Source organism: Rhodococcus tibetensis (assembly GCF_024438035.1).
GTDB classification, from domain to species: Bacteria; Actinomycetota; Actinomycetes; order Mycobacteriales; family Mycobacteriaceae; genus Rhodococcus_F; species Rhodococcus_F tibetensis.
In genome coordinates, this window is sequence record NZ_JANFQF010000028.1 from 54,066 (window position 1) to 70,716 (window position 16,651).

Annotated in this window: 8 protein-coding genes; all 8 read right to left on the reverse strand. The window is 63.7% G+C overall.

Going from position 1 to position 16,651, the window contains the following annotated elements; genetic code table 11:
* Window positions 1-295: 295 nt before the first annotated feature.
* From NOF53_RS24960 to NOF53_RS24995, 8 genes are read right to left on the reverse strand one after another with little or no spacing between them, the layout of a single operon-like run.
* Window positions 296-4,423, reverse strand: a complete 4,128-nt coding sequence (locus tag NOF53_RS24960; protein ID WP_255973900.1) for a non-ribosomal peptide synthetase — start codon at window positions 4,421-4,423, stop codon at window positions 296-298.
* Window positions 4,410-5,351, reverse strand: a complete 942-nt coding sequence (locus NOF53_RS24965; RefSeq protein ID WP_255973902.1) for a beta-ketoacyl-[acyl-carrier-protein] synthase family protein — start codon at window positions 5,349-5,351, stop codon at window positions 4,410-4,412. Before NOF53_RS24965 ends, NOF53_RS24960 begins: the two co-directional genes overlap by 14 nt.
* Window positions 5,348-6,733, reverse strand: a complete 1,386-nt coding sequence (locus NOF53_RS24970) for a condensation domain-containing protein (RefSeq protein WP_255973904.1) — start codon at window positions 6,731-6,733, stop codon at window positions 5,348-5,350. The genes NOF53_RS24965 and NOF53_RS24970 overlap by 4 nt, the downstream gene beginning before the upstream one ends.
* Window positions 6,730-7,779 (reverse strand): MupA/Atu3671 family FMN-dependent luciferase-like monooxygenase, encoded by a 1,050-nt coding sequence (locus tag NOF53_RS24975; protein WP_255973905.1) that lies wholly within the window; start codon window positions 7,777-7,779, stop codon window positions 6,730-6,732. Before NOF53_RS24975 ends, NOF53_RS24970 begins: the two co-directional genes overlap by 4 nt.
* Window positions 7,776-12,470, reverse strand: a complete 4,695-nt coding sequence (locus tag NOF53_RS24980; protein ID WP_255973907.1) for a type I polyketide synthase — start codon at window positions 12,468-12,470, stop codon at window positions 7,776-7,778. The genes NOF53_RS24975 and NOF53_RS24980 overlap by 4 nt, the downstream gene beginning before the upstream one ends.
* A 5-nt stretch (window positions 12,471-12,475) precedes the next feature.
* Window positions 12,476-14,329 carry an AMP-binding protein gene (locus tag NOF53_RS24985; protein ID WP_255973910.1) on the reverse strand — a complete coding sequence of 618 codons (1,854 nt, stop codon included), beginning with the start codon at window positions 14,327-14,329 and terminating at the stop codon, window positions 12,476-12,478.
* The gene (locus tag NOF53_RS24990; RefSeq protein ID WP_374212665.1) at window positions 14,322-15,362 is read right to left on the reverse strand and encodes an alcohol dehydrogenase catalytic domain-containing protein; all 1,041 of its coding nucleotides are present in this window, start codon (window positions 15,360-15,362) and stop codon (window positions 14,322-14,324) included. Before NOF53_RS24990 ends, NOF53_RS24985 begins: the two co-directional genes overlap by 8 nt.
* The gene (locus NOF53_RS24995; RefSeq protein WP_255973915.1) at window positions 15,359-16,651 is read right to left on the reverse strand and encodes an aspartate aminotransferase family protein; all 1,293 of its coding nucleotides are present in this window, start codon (window positions 16,649-16,651) and stop codon (window positions 15,359-15,361) included. Before NOF53_RS24995 ends, NOF53_RS24990 begins: the two co-directional genes overlap by 4 nt.

Genomic DNA, 16,651 nt, shown 5'->3' on the forward strand with positions numbered 1-16,651 from the left:
GCCAAAGCAGACAGCAGTACATCCCGAGCCGGGCTTGGCGGCTGGCTACACGCCCATAGCGTTTCGGCCAGTTGTCCGGCGACATCCACAGCGGCCGCCGGAGCGTGCACGCCTAACGCAGCCAGTCCAGCGACAGCGTCAGCGCCGACAGCACCGGTGCCGCCGTGCGAGGTAGGGAGAGCCAATGTTGCCCCTCGGCGTCGGAGTTCCGTGGGGTCTTCAGCGGTGATCGCCTCCACCGTGGTGTACTCGGGCAACAGTCGGGCGAGCACGGCTCGATCACCCTCCAGCGGAATCATGAAGTCCTCCCTGACAACCTGCTCAGGTGGTCGGAGATCAGTTCGCTGAGCTGTTGTCGAGCCGGCTCCGCCATGATCGAGTAGTGGTCGGTGTGCGCAATCGTGTGCATCTCATGGCCTTCCGGTCGAGGCGCGAGCCGGGAGAATGCCGCTCGGTTCTGTGCGCCGATGGAGAGGGTCGGCGGATCTGTGTCGTCCAATTTGGTGTAATTGACCAGTGCCTCGGCGTTGGCCCGGTGGACGCGGAAGAGGGTGAGTAGTTGCGCTGGCTCGAACGGTTCCACCAACAGTCCGGCCCGTACCAGCTGATCCTGACCAGTAGTGAGATGCTCGGCGGGGTTTGCTGAAAGTTCGGTGTCACTGACTGGGCGCAACAACTCGCGGACTGGGCCCCCGCCAGTAATGTTCTCGAAAAAGCCCACGAAAGCGTCGGTGTGGGGGCCGGAATTCTCACCTCCAGGACCGTAGCTGTCGATCGCGACGACGGCTCCCACCTCGCGTCCCGCGGCTGTCAGCCGTGCAGCCAACAGCCTTGCCAAGATCCCTCCCATCGACCAACCAACCAGGTCAATTGACCCTTCGGGAATGGTGCGGGCCACTTCCTGTGCTGCGATTGTCGAGATTTCATCTAAGTCTCCGATGGGGTCCTCGCCTGGAGCCAATCCGGGTGCACGGAACGCGTGGAATCCCCAGTCAGCTCCCAATGTTTGAGCGAGCGCGTCAGCGAGCTCGGCGTAACAGACAATGTTTCCTCCCACCGGATGCGGCATGAGGACGTGCCTCAGCCTTCCCGGCGTCAACGTAACGATTACCGGATTCCGTTGCTCGGCTGCGCTGACGGCGGACGCCATCTCGGCTAGGGTGCGGTTCTCGAAGATAAGACTCAGCGGTACATCGCGTCCCCACACTCGGCGAATGCGGTTTACCAGCCGCATACCGGCCAGCGAATTTCCTCCGCAAGCGAAGAAGTCCGACTCGGTGTCGAACTCGAATGGTGGGATAACCTCGGCCCACATGCGCGCCAGGTCCTGTTCCGGCTCGGTCAAGACTTTCCGCGGGCCGGTCGCGCTTTGTTGCTGGGACATGTCTGTCCGTACTAACCGGGACACGGCGTTTCGGTCTACTTTGCCGTTGCCGCTGAGTGGCAACGCCTCGATCACGGTGATGGCTCGGGGGACCATGTACGGGGGTAGGTCGCGTCCTGCTGTAGCCCGCAGTCCCCGTGGGTCGATGCTGCGCCCGTCCTCGACCACCACGGCCGCCACTAGGATACGGGAGTTGTGGTCCTCCAGGACGACAGCGACTGCGGCTGCAACTCCGGGGGCTCCTCGTAGGCTAGCCTCGACTTCTCCCAATTCGATGCGATATCCGTCGATCTTGACCTGGTTGTCTTTACGGCCCAAAAATTCCAGGACTCCCCCCGGCCGGTAACGTGCCCGGTCGCCGGTTCGATAGAGCCGCCCGAGTTCGGGATGCTCTATGAAGTGATCGGCTGTGCGTTCCGGGTCGTTCAGGTAGCCCCGAGCCAGGCCGACGCCCCCGATGTAAAGGTCGCCGGGAATCCACTCAGGCGCCGGCGATCCGTCTTGGTGTAGTACGTGCATCTGCTGGTTGGCGAGTGGAAACCCGTACGGGATCGATGGCCAATCGGGCGGTGTCTCGGCGGTGTCGAAGGAGTTCGACCAGATCGCGGCTTCGGTTGCCCCGCCCAGGCTGTGGACGGCTGCTTGGGGGGCTACTCTGTGCAATTCGGTCACCAGGCTGGGCGGTACCCAATCGCCGCTCAGCATCACCAGTCGTAGCTCGGCAAGTGTGTTGGTCGCGTTGTCGCCGAGATGTTCGAGTAGTAGTTGCATCAACTGGGGAACGGAATTCCAGACGGTTACTCGATGTGTGCGGATCAGATCGGCCCATTCCTCGGGGGAGGGTCCACCGCGATCGGCCGGGATGACGAGCCGTGCGCCGACGCGTAGCGTCGCGAAGATGTCGAAGACCGACAGGTCGAAGGCGATCGAAGAGACACCCAGGACCGTGTCGTCTGATCCGAGGTCGAACCGGCCGATTAGGTCACTGATCGTATTGGCGGTGGCCCGGTGGCTCATCGCAACACCTTTGGGGGTGCCGGTGGACCCTGAGGTGTAGATGACGTAGGCGAGGTCGTCCACGCTGCGGAGCGTTGAGTCTTCGGTTTCGCCGTCTGGTGCGCTTTGGGCACTTGGGCCGGGTGTGATGCCGAGACCACCATCCGGCGCCGTAGTCACTAGCACGACAACCCGACTGTGCTCGAGGATCGTACGAATTCGGCCGTCCGGCCAGGACGGGTCGGCGGGTAGGTAAGCGGCGCCTACTCGTTGCACGGCCAGTGCGGCCACCACCTGGTCGCGGCCGCGTGGCAGGTGCAGGCCCACCAGGTCTCCGCTGCGGACGCCGGTACCGATCAGTCGCGCAGCCAAGGAGTCGACCTGGTTGACCAGGTCGACATAGCTGAGCGTTCCACGGGAGTCGACGATAGCTGTACGGCTCAAACTGATTTGACCTTGAGTGAGTACGGGTCCGTCCAGTGTTACCGGGCGCAGGTTCTGGGCAGTGTTATTAATCCGGGTGCGGTCAAGCAGATCGCCTGGTGCGACATGGAGCACTTTCTGTGTGGTCCACGCCTTCGGATCCGTGGACAGGGAGTGGAGTGCGGACTCGTAGACCTTGAGGAACGAGTCGATCAGCGTGGGCGAGAACATCGTTTCATCGAAATCGGTGGTGCAGACGAGTGCGCCGTGCTCGAGGTCGACCTGCTGGTCGAGGGACACCTGTGGGGTGCTCAAACTGCTGGAGACGAGTTCGCTACCGGGAAGGTCCAAGATGAATCCTGGTCCGCTCTCGGGTACGAGGTCGATTCCGCTGGTGAAGACCACCAGATTGCCGGTTGGGCCGGTCACCGCAGTCCGTTGCCGGATCCGGCTGATTTCCACACCGCCGACGGACTGGTGTTCCAGTGACTCGAAGAGTGCTTGTTGGTGGGCGCGGGCACGTTCGACGAACGGCCCGTTCGTGTTTCGGGTCACTACTGGGGTGGTCATCGAGCAGTTTCCCCAGACCGTGTCGAGGTCGGGGTCGCCGGTCGATCGCTGGGTCAGAAGCACCGTGATCGTGCCCGCGTCTTCGCCTGACCACCGCTGGGCCAATTCTGCAAATAGGCCGAACAGTGCGGACACGTTCGGGATTCCGTGGCGGCGAGCGTTTTCACTGAATGCCTGCCAGGAGGGTGCACTCAGTCTGATGGTGCGGCGCACCAGCGCCTTCCCTGTCGGGTGTGGGTCGGATGACGCCACGGACGGCCAACGCAGCGGCCCTGGCAAATCGCCGGCTCTTGAACGCCAGTAAGACAACGCATTTTGATATCTCACACCCTCGCGGGCGTGGCTGCGAGCGGCCACGAAATCGCCGAAAGTCGCACGCTCGGCTGAGGGCCTGTACTCGGCGTCGAGGTAGCAACGTGTGATCTCGCGCAGCAACATCAGGGTGCTCGCTCCGTCGAAAGCGATCAGGCGCAGCGCGAGCTGCAGTCTGTCGCCTTCCGGGCAGCGGAGTAGACGGAACAGGTATGGCCGTCCCGATGTCAGCGGTGGAAGATCCCGGATCAGATTGGTTCGCAAGGCTGTCAGGTGCTCCGAGTCGGTGACATCGACTACCACCAGAACCGGATCGTTGTCAGGCGGCGTCACCCATTGGCGTCCTTCCGGGTCGAAAGCCAACCGCATCGCCGAACGCCGAGAACGAATCCGACGTAGCGCACCGTCGAGGAGTTCGGAATCGACTCCGTCCACGGAGTACTCGTGGTACATCACCGCTGGGCGTTTTCCCTCCAGGCCCTGCTCTCCCACCATGTAGGCCTGTTGAAGATCCGTCAGCTCGAACGACTCGTCTGTTCTGTTCTGTCGGCGGGTTCTGTGCCAGTTCTCGTCAGCAGCGAGCATTCGTAACAGGGCCGCCTTGTGCTGTGCGATCTTTCCGCGCAGCCCATCGTCCACCGCGTCCGGCGGGCCGGTGTACTTGATACGGTCCCCGACAAGCCTCAGCCTTACACCCTTCGTTCGAAGTTGATCGAGTAGTGCGTCAGTCTTGGTCATCGACGCTCCCCAGTAGGAGCGCGGCACTATGAGCTACCCCGAGCCCCATCAGTAAGCAGGTGGCCCCCTCGTCCGGGTGGGCGGTCTGCAGGTCGACCAGGTTGATCAACGGGTCGCTGCCCAAGCAATGCCCGTGTGTGGCTATGTTTTCGAGGAATAGTGCGTCCTCGCGGTAGCCGACATCGTCGAGGTAAGTAATCAGTAATCGCCGCGCAAGATTACTGGGCAACACCATGTCTGGGCGTCGCCACCATGCGCCGGTCGTCTTCTTCAATTGACCGTGGAGCCGACGTTGGGCTGCTATCCGCAGCCTGAGCTGTTGATGGGGGGGCAGGTCCTCGTTAATCAAGTCGGGGCTGTAGTCGAAGGCCGCTCCGAGTACCGTACGACCGGGTCCTTCAGTGCCGATCAGAACGGCGGCGCCGGCGTCGCTGGCCACAGCGCTTCCGCCGGCGACGATCCGTGTTCCTTCGGCGGCGATTTCCGCGACGTCGCCGGAAATGACCAGCGCGTTGCGGTATATGCCTTTCTCGACCATGGCTGCCGCGGTCGCTATCGCGACAACTGGTGCGGCGCAGTCGAGCAGGCCCACGGTGGATGGTGTCGCCACCGGCAGGTGCAGCTCGGTGGCCAAAGTACGCACTTCGTCGTGCGCACTCCGGGTCCGCGCGAGCGAGTCTGTGGCGAGCAGGACGGCGTCGATCTCCTCCGGAATCACTCCGGTGCTCGCCAGGACCTTCTCTGCTGCTGCGGTCATGAGCTCGAGGACGGATCCGTCAGTCGAGCGGATCGTATGGAATCCGCCGTCCTCACCGAGTAGAAAATCTCGGAGCTGCGGTGTCTGGTTCAATTCCTCGAGATCTGACGCCAGCTCGGAGTGTTCTCCCAGTTCGTATGCGCACGCGAGGATCCGTGCTGGGCGGTTCACGAGCCGGTTCCCGCCGTGTGCCGCGCGCTCTGCACCGTTCCGTCGGCGCTGGAGGCGCCGAGCCGCTCGCACTCGGCGGCGAGGCGCCCACCCAGATCAGCGATCGTTTCGGCGTGATACCGCGAAGTGTCGTATTCCAGCCATAGCTGCGCGCCGTTCGGTCCTGAATCGACGGTTATGGTCAGGTCGTATCGGGCGGTTGCCCGGGGAATATCGGCAACCACCTGATGGCTCCATCCTGCGGAAGTGGCTGCAGCCATCTCTTCATGGACCAGGACCCAGTCGAACAGCGGATGTGCGTGTGCGATTCCCCGCGTCCACCGTTCGGCTACGATTTCTCCCGGATAGGCACCGAAGCGCTGCGCGGAGCGGATGGCGGCCCATGCGCCCTGGACTCGTTCACGAACCGTGCCGCCCAACTGAAGCCTCAGCGGGACGACGTTCAGCAGGTATCCCACTGTTCCTTGGCTGGCGGGCTGTTCTCGGTTCGAGGTGAAGATCCCGATCAGTACGTCGTCGGTGCCGCCGTACCGGGCGGCCACCGCGTGCACCGCTGTGGCCCAGACCGAGAACACGGAGCATGATGCACGCTGTGCAAGGGAGGTCATGCAGTCGGTTGTCACCTGAGGGATGTCTACCACCAGGCGGGCGCCGTCCCGGGTTGCCTCTTGGCTACGTCCGGCGTCGCACGGTAGCGGCATCGGCGGGCTCTGGACTATCTCTCGCCAGCGTTCGGCAGCATGGGTGCCGTTCTCGTGATCGATCCACGCCCTTTGCCAATCGGCGAAGTCCGGGAAGGTCGCCGACTCGGGGGTGTTCTGCCCGTCTAGTGCTTCGCGCAACAGCTGGAACGACCAGGCGTCGAAGACGATGTTGTGCACAGCAACGAGGCACCAGGAGCTGCCATCCGGACCGGGAGATACTTGGGCCCGCAGCAGCGGCCCGTCGTCTAAATCGGTGGTGGCTGCCGCCAGCACGATGACGGCAGAGGCGGCCTCGGCTTCCGAACTCACCGGCTCACCAACTGAAAGGGCGACTCGCGGCTGACCGTTGACCACCTGCCGGACACCCTGAGGGGTTCGCTCGAACCGAAGCCGGAAGGCCTCATGTCGCGTGCAGAAATCCTCGAGTCTCTTTAGCGCTTCTAGGGGTTCGGTGTCGGGCAGGTGAACAGTCTGGCTGACCACGTCAATCGGTTTGCCTGGGAACTGTTGTTGCACTGTCCACAACCGTTCCTGTCCCGCGGTCAGTGGCAGCGGCCGGTCTACTGGGACACGCCCAGGAGTCAGTCGTGTGACATCGCGGCGAACGGCTACCAGTGCCTCCAGTCGCGAGCGCTGTGCTGGGGTCAGGGCTCGTAGCCGTTGGTCGATCGGAATCACTGCTGGCTCCCCTCATCTCCGTACTTGGTGGCGAGTTCGACCACATGTTTGAGGCTCTGGAGAACCAGGTCCTCGTCCACCCCGAAGTCGATCAGGCAGGCGATCTCGGTGACGCCCATTCCTGCAAATCGCTCGACAACCGCGCTGCACGATTCGACGGTGCCCAGCAGCGAGCCCTTGTCGAAGTATTTCTGGAAGGCGAAGTCGATCAATTCGTCTTGGTCGCGTAAGTCCATGTCGCGGACCCCCGCTCCCGGTGCCATGTTCTGCTTCTGAGAGTCGACGACCTTCAAAAAGGACTTCAGATACTGCGTGAATGGTTCCGCAACGATGTCGCGTACCTCGTCACGGTCCTCACCGATGAAGGTGTGCAGCATGAGGGTGACTTCGGCGTCTTCACGGTCGTAACCGGCCTGTTCCCGCGCGTCCCAGTAGAGGGGCAGTTTCTGTTCGAGTTCCTCATTGGTCATGTCGATCAGTCCGGTCAGCACGTTGCATCCCAGTTGGCCTGCTGTGCGGAAAGTGTCGGCGCTCTTCGTGCAGGTCAGCCAGATCGGTAGGTCGGGCTGCACAGGTTGGGGGTGCAGCTCTACCTCTACCTGGTTTCCCAGTCCATCAGGAACGAAGACGGGGTTGCACTCCCACAATTCGCGGATCGTTTCGACGGCATTGAAAGTGCTCTCGCGCCTGTCGGCCCAGGCGCCGGGTTGCAGGGAGAAGTCCACCGGGCTGAACCCGGTTGCGAGCGCTACGCCGGCCCGGCCGCGGGACAGATTGTCGATGACCGCCCAATCCTCCGCGATCCGGATCGGACTGTACAGCGGTGCAATGACGCTGCCCGCTCGAATTCCGAGCCGGTTGGTGGTCATCGCGAGCGCCGCTCCGAGAACGGCTGGATTGGGGTAGAGACCGCCGAACCGGTGGAAGTGTCGTTCCGGGGTCCAGATTGCGTGCAGACCGTTATCGTCGGCGAACCGGGCAGCGTCGAGCACAAATCGGTACTTCTTCTTCTCGTCGCCGGAGAAGAAGATCAGGCTGAACTTCACTTGGCCGGTACTCCTGTCGTCGGTTCTGTTGGCGGGGTCACCATGTCGAAAAGGTCGTCGACCTCTGCTGCGGAGAGCTGCGCGAGCATGTCGGCGAGGTCGCCGTCCGTGGAGTTGCCCGCTGGGCCAGGGGCGCCGTTCGGTACCGGACGGCGGACCTCGATCAGGTCGGCCAGGTGTCCGGCGGTTGGCTGGTCCAGTGCATCCGCCAGTGGGATCTGTACGTCGAAGGTGCGTCGAATGTCCGACAGGAGCCGCACGATCAGTAGCGAGTCGCCGCCTCGTTCGAAGATGTCGTCTCCGGCGGCCATGTCCCTCGCACCGAGCGCGTCCCGCACGATGCCCAGTACGTGTTCCTCAGCGCTGCTGCCTATTGCGGGACGCTCAGCGGCTCCTGGGTCGTCTGAGGGTTGGCTTGTTCCGGGGTCGCGAACCCAAAGGTCGAGCCGGTGCTGAAGATCCCAGGTTGAAACTGCAATCGGTCCCGCACCGGAGAGTGCCAGGAGCCGCCGGATGATTTCCAGGCCTTCGTCCGGCTGAATTGCCTTGTCGTCCATACCCCGGCCGATCGCGGAGATAGCTCGCTTCTCATCCTGGTGGTGTTGCCACACATCCCAACCTGCACTGATCCAGGTCGTGCCGTTCTCGCGTCGGTTGGCGCGTTCGGCGGCTGCGTCCATGAATCGGTTGGCAGCGCCATAGGCCATGAGTCGGAGCCCTCCGAGGACACCGGCGAGTGAGGACATCATCAGACAGAAGTCGACTGTTCTTGTGCGCAGTACGTCCTCGAGGGCTTGCTGTCCGTGTGCTTTGGCCTCAAAGTGCCATGCACACTGCTCTGCGCCGGATGCCGTTACCGCGCGGTCCCATTTCTCGCTGGGTAGTCCTGCGGCGTGCACGACACCGTTGATCGGGCCGAGCACTGCCTCCACTTCGTCGATCGCTCTGCCGAGTTGAGTCGGATCAGCGACATTGGCGACGACAACCACGACTCCTGTTCCTGCTGCCTCTAGTTCGCGGAGGCGGCGGACCCGTAGGACGGGGGCGTCGGGATCGATCAACGCGTCGCTTTGCGCTGCTGCATCTTCAGCGGCGGCGATTATGTCGTCCCATTCCTCCCGCGGGGGGACCGGGGTGCGCACCACAAGCCCCAATCGTGCTTGGCACTCTGACTGCAACATTCGACCGACTGTGGCCCCGATCTCACCGAGTCCACCGGTGATCAGGTAGGTGCCTGCGTCGTGCAGCGGTGAGCGGCGTGGGCGAGTCCAGTCAGCCTGTACCCTTTCGAAGTCCCGCACCCACCGCCCTCGACCGCGTAGAGCCTGGCCGGATTCGTGCACGACCCTGGTCGCCAACAACCCGGTGAGGGTCTGCAAGCTGACCGGGTCCAGGTCCAGAGGCAGGTCCCAGTGCAGCGATTCGATGTTCGCCTGTTCCTGCCCAACGACTTTCGCCGCTACTTCGAGCGGTACCCGTTCCGCCACAGGGTCAGGGTCGTCGTCGGTCACGGAGTAGGCGCCTGCGCTGATCAGGTCGAGGCGGATCGCCCCGGTAACGTTGTGTTCCGTCAACGCCTTCACCAAGGCGACCACACTGTGCAGGCCACGTTCCAACTCCTGCTCGAGTATTGCTGCCGGACCCCCTTCGGGTGTGCCGACCGACCATGCCATCACGATTCGGGTCGGGAGGTTGTCCTGCTCGCGCAACTGGTCGATCAGCGCTGAAAAGTCTCCTTCGTTCCCCGGCCGGATAGTGCCGTCCTGGTCATTGGTCGGAAGCCCATAGCAGTCTCCAGCGTGCACAGTGAAGAACCGCGATCCCACGTAGCGCTCGGTGAGGAGTGCCTTCAGAGCCAGGGGACGGTGGTTGTCCTCGAAGAGCAAGAAGACCTCAGAGCTGGGGTCGGTATCGTCGAGGTAGTCGACGCGGACCTGCTGCTGGTGCCAAACCGGGGTCCACATCCAGTGATCCACTGATTGTTTGTTGGATATGGCGGGAGAGGAACCGGCGGGCAGCGTCGCTTCGCCCGGCTCGACCCAGTAGCGGTGAGACTCGAATGGGTACGTCGGCAGCGGGACGCGGCGGCCGGTGCCGAGCCGATCCCAGTGCATCGTCAGACCTGCACACCATAGGCGGGCGTGGGCGGCGAGCAACGCGCGGGCGTCGGCGTCACCGTCATGTGTGCGCCCGGTTGAAGTAACGACCGGGATCCCGGTCTCGCGGTCGGGGTTGCGGCGTACAAAGCTCGACAGCGTCTGTCCGGGTCCGACTTCGAGGAAGACGGGATCCGGTTCCTCGAGCAGTGTCTGCACGCCCTGCTCGAACAGCACCGGTTCACGCAGATGTTTGGCCCAATATGCGGGGTCGGTGGCCTCGTCATCGGTGATCCAGGTTCCCGTCACATTCGAGATGAACGGGATTCGTGGTGCGGAAAGCCGGCATCCGACGAGAGCTTTCTCCAGTTCGGGCATTGCCGGTTCCATCATCGCCGAGTGGAAGGCGTGCGATGTGCGAATCTTGCGCGCAGTGATGCCGGCCTCGGCAAGTGAGCGTAGTGCAGACCGAAGAGGCTCAGCGGGCCCGGACACAGTGCAGACCGAGGTCTCGTTCACGGCCGCTACGCTGACGCCCTCGGGTAGATACTGCTGAACTTCGCGGGCGGGGGCGAGGACGGCGGCCATTGACCCGGCAGGCAGAGCGTCTATCAGGGCACCGCGGGTGGCTACCACACGCAGTGCATCCGGCAGGGTCAGCACACCGGAGAGGCAGGCTGCCACGTACTCGCCGATGCTGTGACCCGTCATCGCGTCGGGTTCAATTCCCCAGGCCATCCACTGGCGAGCGAGCGCGTAGTCGATCGAAAACATTGCAGGCTGGGTCAAGCGAGTTCTAGCCAAGTCGACGGCAGGTCCGTTTGAGGTGGACTTCTGGGAGAACAGGGCGTCGCGCAGGTCCAGACCGAGTGCTCCGGCCAGTCCGTCTGCGCATTCGTCCAGGGCCTCAGTGAATGCTCCGTATCGTCGGTACCAGGCCCGTCCCATTCCTGTGTACTGGGCGCCCTGCCCGGGAAACATGAAGATCACCGGCCGGTGGCGGGGGGCCCCGGAGTCGTGCAGCACGTTGGGTCCGTTCCCGCTTTCGAGGGCTCGAACTGCTTCTTGCGCATCACCCGCGACGATGGCGGTTCGATAATCGAATACGCGGCGCCCGGTAGTCAGAGTGTGGCTGACGTCGGTCAAGGATGTCCCGGTCGCGGCGAGGTGTGTGGCGAGGTTTTGTCGGGCCGCTTCCAGCGCGGCCGGCGACTTCGCGGACAGAGGGAGGATCGTGAGGGGCTGGGCTGTCGCCGGGTCGGCCGGAAGGAGGGAAGGGGCTTCCTCGAGCAAGACGTGGACTGTGGCGCCGCCCATTCCGGCGGAGGTCACCGCGCACCGTCGTGCCACCCCGTCAGGGACGTTCCATGGAGCGCTCGCGGTCGGGATCTTGAACAGGGTGTCTTCGGCCCCGCACTCGGGATTCCACTGGTCGAAGTACAGCGTCGGGGCGATCTGGCGGTGCTTGAGCATCAGCACACACTTGATCAGTCCGGCCACTCCAGCGGCGACGCTGAGGTGTCCGATGTTGCCCTTGACTGAACCGACGTAGCAGGACGTGTCGCGGCGGCCGTAGACGGCGTTGATCGCCCGGAACTCGATCGGATCGCCCATGGCAGTGCCGGTGCCGTGAGCTTCGATGTACTGCACGTCGTCCGGCACGAGACCGGACACGCTGAGGGCTTCGCTGAGCACGCTGGTCTGGCCGCGTTCGCCCGGGGCGGTGTAGCCCGCCCGATCCGCACCGTCGTTGCCAGTGGAGGAACCCGATAGCACGGCTAGGATGGTGTCCCGCTCGTCGATCGCATCGGCCAGTCGTTTGAGCACGACGACCCCGGCGCCGTTGCCGAAAATCGTGCCATTCGCTTTCGCGTCGAATGGGCGGCAGATGCCGTCCGGCGATTCCACTCCGTCCGGCTGATGCAAGTACCCCGACTCCTGAGGGAATCGAATCGACACACCTCCTGCCAATGCGAGGTCACATTCGCCGGTAAGCAGGGACTGCGCAGCTGTGTGCACTGCCATCAGGGAGGTGGAGCAGGCGGCTTGCACAGCAACGCTGGGCCCGGTGAGGTTGAGGTGGTAGGCCGTACGCGTCGCCAGATAGTTCAGGTCATTCCCCATCATCGTGGCCATGTCGTCGCGCATGTCGTTTATCGATCCGCGGTACCCGTGCTCGGATGTCAACAGGTTGGCCAGTTGGTAGGTGTTCCCCAGACCTCCTGCATAGACCCCGATCGTGCCGGGGTAGACCTCTGAGTTGTGTCCGCTGTCTTCGAGTGCCGACCATGCACACTCCAAGAACACCCGCAGCTGCGGATCCATGCGTTCTGCTTCACGGCCGCTGATGTAGAAGAAGGAGGCGTCAAATTCTCGGACGCCGTCGATCGTCGCGGCTCGTGGCACGTAGTCCGGATCCGCGATCCGCTGCTGGGGGACCCCAGCCTCCAGTTGCTCCGCCAGGTCGAGAGTGCGGACTGCTTCGCCGCCGGTGCGAAGTAGCTCCCAGTATTCCTGTGCGCCACGGGCTCCGGGTAGTCGGCAGTCCAGCCCGACCACTGCGACCTTGCCGGTGTGTGATTCGTTGTTCGTCATCTCTATCAGCTCTCCGTCCCTCGCCAACCCAGACCCCGCCCCGCCCTGGAACGTGTGTGTACTGCCAACCCCCGCCGCCGCGCGCCGCGTGCGGTTCCATCGGTCACCGGTGACGATGTGTCGTCGCCGCTCAGTTGCCGCGCCAACATAGCCAAGCTGCCTGCCCGGTAGACGTCAGCCAAACGCAACTCGTGGCCGTTCCGGGTCACCACCTCGTGAAAAGCAGCCAGCCTCACCGAGTTCAATCCGGCATCAAAGAAGTTTTCGTCGACACCGATCAGTCGACCGCCCAGCACCTGAGTCATTGCCTGCTGCAGGTCGCCGGCAAGCCCAGCAACTTGGTGAGCTGGGTGCGATCCAGATTGTGCACCGCGGGGTGCGGGCAACGCCTGGCGGTCGATTTTGAAGTTCGGGGTGAGCGGTAACTCGTTGAGTACGACATACCGGGCGGGGCGGGCATGCGAGGGTAGATACTCGTCGACATGGGCTTGTAATTTCGCCACTTCGAGAACATCTCCACGGGGAACTACGTAGGCCACCAAATGCGCCTCTCCGAGGTCGTCCGGGAACACTGCTACCGCAGCGGAGCTGACCAGTCCACTGTTCGCGATCACGCCTTCGGCTTCGCCTGTGTCGACCCGGATCCCGGCGATCTTGACGACGAAGTCTTCTCGACCGACCATGGTCACCGATCCGTCCGCGCCGCGCACCGCGAGGTCGCCCGTGCGCAGTGTGCCCGGCTCGCCGTTCAGTTCCCGGCCGTGCCCGATCGACAGGAATGGGCTACGGACGACAAGTTCACCTTTGCAAGGTCCGGTCAGCACCGCCCCGGATTCGTCGACGAGGTCTACTTTTGTTGTCGCGACAGGCTGCCCCAGTGGAAACACCGCGGTGTGCAGCTCGTATGTGTGGTCGACAACGTTCAACAGCGCGCATGAGCATTCGGTGGAGCCGTAGGCGCTTGCGAGTAGGCAGTCGGGGCCGAACAGTGACCGGTAGTACTCGAGGTCAGGAGCGAGGATGGAGTCGCCGCCGAGAGCCAGTACACGCATCGCCGGCAACGCTTCTGCGCGCTCGGTGAGCGCCCGGGACACCGCGCGGAACACGGGGACGGTGGAGTGGTAGACGCTCATGTCGGTGGCGCGGAACCAGTCGATCAACCCGCCGATGCCCATCGTGCGCAGATTGACCGGGCACAGTGTCGCGCCGGTCAACAACGCCCCGTACATGTCCTGCACCGAGGAGTCCCAGCTGTAAGCGGACTGCAGGCTGACCCGGTCGTCGGGGTGAATTCCCAGGCCTCTCGCCCAGACCGTGGCGTGGTGCTCCACATTGCGGTGGGTCTGCACCACCGGTTTGGGGACGCCGGTCGAGCCGGAGGTGAAGAGGATGTACGCCTCGTCGTCGGCGCGGCGGGTGCTCCACCCGGGTGCGTCCGCAGACGCGGCGGTCGCGGTGGCGCCGGACACGGTGACCACCGTTGTCCTGTCCTTCGCGAGGGACGTTGCCAGTTCCCGGTTGGGACTGTCGGTGAGCATCGTCCCGGCTCCGCTCAGCGCCAGCATCTGTCGTAGCCGAGCGGCAGGGTAGGACGCGTCCAGCGGCACGTAGACCAGTCCGGCCAACAATGCGCCGAGCACCCCGGAGACCATCTCTGCGCTGTGTGCGAAAAGGAGCGCGCAACGATCACCTGGGCGGGCGCCCGCCCGCGTGAGGTCTGCAGCGATGTTGCCTGCTCGGTCGGCTAGATCGCGGTATGTCCAGCGAGTCTCGGGAGTGAGGACAGCCGTGTGTTCGGGTCGCTGGTCGACCTGCTCGAGCAGACAGCTGATCAGTGTCCGTTCGATCCGTTCAATCATCGTCGCCTCCGTAGGCCAGCCGCGCGCTCGTCCATGCCGTGCTGCGATGTAGCGCGGCGTAGGCCTCGGTGGCCCGGTCGAAATGGCCCTCGTAGATCTGCATTCCACTGAGCGAGACCAGCCCGTCTTCGACCAGCCGGAGCGCCCAGTGCAGGTTCTCGGTGACGGTGCCTTCCCTCGAAGGAACACGAATTTGTTTGTGGCCCAGTTCGTAATCGTTGTCCCGGTACCCTTCACCGCAGCGCGCCGACACCCGGTAGTCGATGTTGCCGTGGTCGACGGAGAACTTTGTGCTGGCTACGAATCTGCCGACGGCCGTAATCACAGGTCGAGGTCCTCCGCGCACCGCCCAATCCGTGGCCTCGTGCAGTGCGGCAGTGCCGTCCCCAGAGATGCACATGAACACGTGCCTGCGAGTTCCGCCGGTCGGGTGGGCCGCCAATTTGTTCCAATCGGCTGCCGTGATAGCCGAACGGTCCATGGCATCGACTGCCTCTGTCCGGGCGGAATCGTTGTCCACGACCGTGACGTCCAGCCCTCTGCTGGCCGCTACCTGGGCTACCAGCAGTCCGACGATGCCAGCGCCGACGACCAGGGCATGCTCGCCTTCCATGGCCCCGGATCGGTCCAGTGCGTGTACTGCGGTGGCAGTGAGGTTCGCGACTACAGCCTCGGCCGGATCTAGGTGGTCCGGTATCCGCACGCACAGCCGGTGCGGCACCCATACCAGTGTGCCGTGCACCGCTCGACCCCATCCCATCGCGATAACCCGGTCCCCCACGGAAAACCCGGGGCTGCGCGGACCCACTTCCACGACCTCACCAGCAGCGCAATACCCAAGCGGAAAACGTTCGCCGGAAGCGCGCGCCATTCTCAGATAGTGCAGTTCGGTTCCAGGACTGATGAGGGTGATCTGCGGCCGAACGACCAGTTCGCCGGGTACAGGTGAGCGCATGTCAACACTCACGTATTCCACACCGGCGTGTCCTCCTGCCTGCAAATGCCGGATCGGGGGTGCTGCGCGCACGCTCATACCCCCTCGCTGATGCGCCGCGAGGTCGCGTCCAACAGATCGGTCAATCTCCGTAAATCGGCCTGCGACATCATTAGTGAAGGGACAATCTTGACTGAAGCATCTTGCGGCCCGCCGGAGAAGAGCAGCAGTCTCTCGGCAAGTGCGGCTCGCGTGAACGCGCGTGCCAGCGACGGCGAGGGCTGTCCAGCACTGTCGATGCAGTCGAACCCTGCCAAGCCGCCGACCACACGCCAGTCGCGGATCCACTCGAACTCGCGCATCGACTCCTGTCCGTGCTCACGCAAGTATTCACCAAGTTCCCGGGCCCGGGCGGGCACGTCTTGGTTGACTACGACGTCGAGTACCGCGACGGCGGCTGCGCAGGACACCGGGTTTCCCGAAAATGTGGATGTCTGTACTCCTGCAGGTAAAGCGTCCAGCACCGCTGCGGGTCCGGTGACGGCGGCGATCGGGCTGCCATTTCCCAACGTCTTACCAAGAACGATGAGGTCCGGTGTATGACTGAGTAATTCGGACCGGAACAGCCTACCGCAGCGTCCGAGCCCAGTGTAGATTTCGTCGATGACGACCAGTGCACCGGCCTTCCGCGCTTCATCGGCCACCGCATCGATGTACCGCACGGGAAGTTCCAGGACCCCTTCGGTGACCTGCACCGGTTCGATCACCACCGCTGCCAGATCGCCGGTAGCGGCCGCCCGAGCAATCAGAGAGCGGGCCTGTTGTTCGGCCGCGCCATTGTCGTCTCCTGCTCTCGGGTCGGGCGGGTCAATCCGCCAAATGCCCTGCGGGGCAGGTCCCGAGTGTTCCTTCAGTGACTGCCGCCATGTCAGCGCCAAAGCTCCGGCAGTCTTGCCGTGGAAGCTGCGGTCCAGCGCCACCACACTGTTCCGCCCTGTCGCGGCGCGGGCTACTTTGAGGGCCGCTTCGATGGCCTCCGATCCGGTGGCAGTGGGCAAGACGCGGGCGTCCTCGAACGGAACCAGCGCGGCGAGCTGAGCAGTCATTTCCTCACGCACGTCCGAACCCAGCTTGCATCCGGTGTGTCCCAGCCGTCGAGCCTGCGCGACGACGGCGTCGACTACAGCGGGATGCTGGTGTCCGAGGCTCACAGCGCCGCTACCTGCGGTAGCGTCGAAATAGTCAGTGCCGTCCACGGCGGTCAACCAGGCGCCGTGCCCTTCGGCGAACACCGGACCGAGACGGGTACCGGTGGACCGTGCTTCTCGGCTCGACCGGTCGACTGTGTCCGGATCGGGTCGTTCAACGGTCTCCAAGGTTGTGTCCAC

What these genes read in the sequence shown, in the direction of transcription:
- NOF53_RS24980 (WP_255973907.1), bottom strand. Translation starts at nt 12,470, where the DNA reads ATGACGAACAACGAATCACACACCGGCAAGGTCGCAGTGGTCGGGCTG.
- NOF53_RS24990 (WP_374212665.1), bottom strand. Translation starts at nt 15,362, where the DNA reads ATGAGCGTGCGCGCAGCACCCCCGATCCGGCATTTGCAGGCAGGAGGA.
- NOF53_RS24960 (WP_255973900.1), bottom strand. Translation starts at nt 4,423, where the DNA reads ATGACCAAGACTGACGCACTACTCGATCAACTTCGAACGAAGGGTGTA.
- NOF53_RS24985 (WP_255973910.1), bottom strand. Translation starts at nt 14,329, where the DNA reads ATGATTGAACGGATCGAACGGACACTGATCAGCTGTCTGCTCGAGCAG.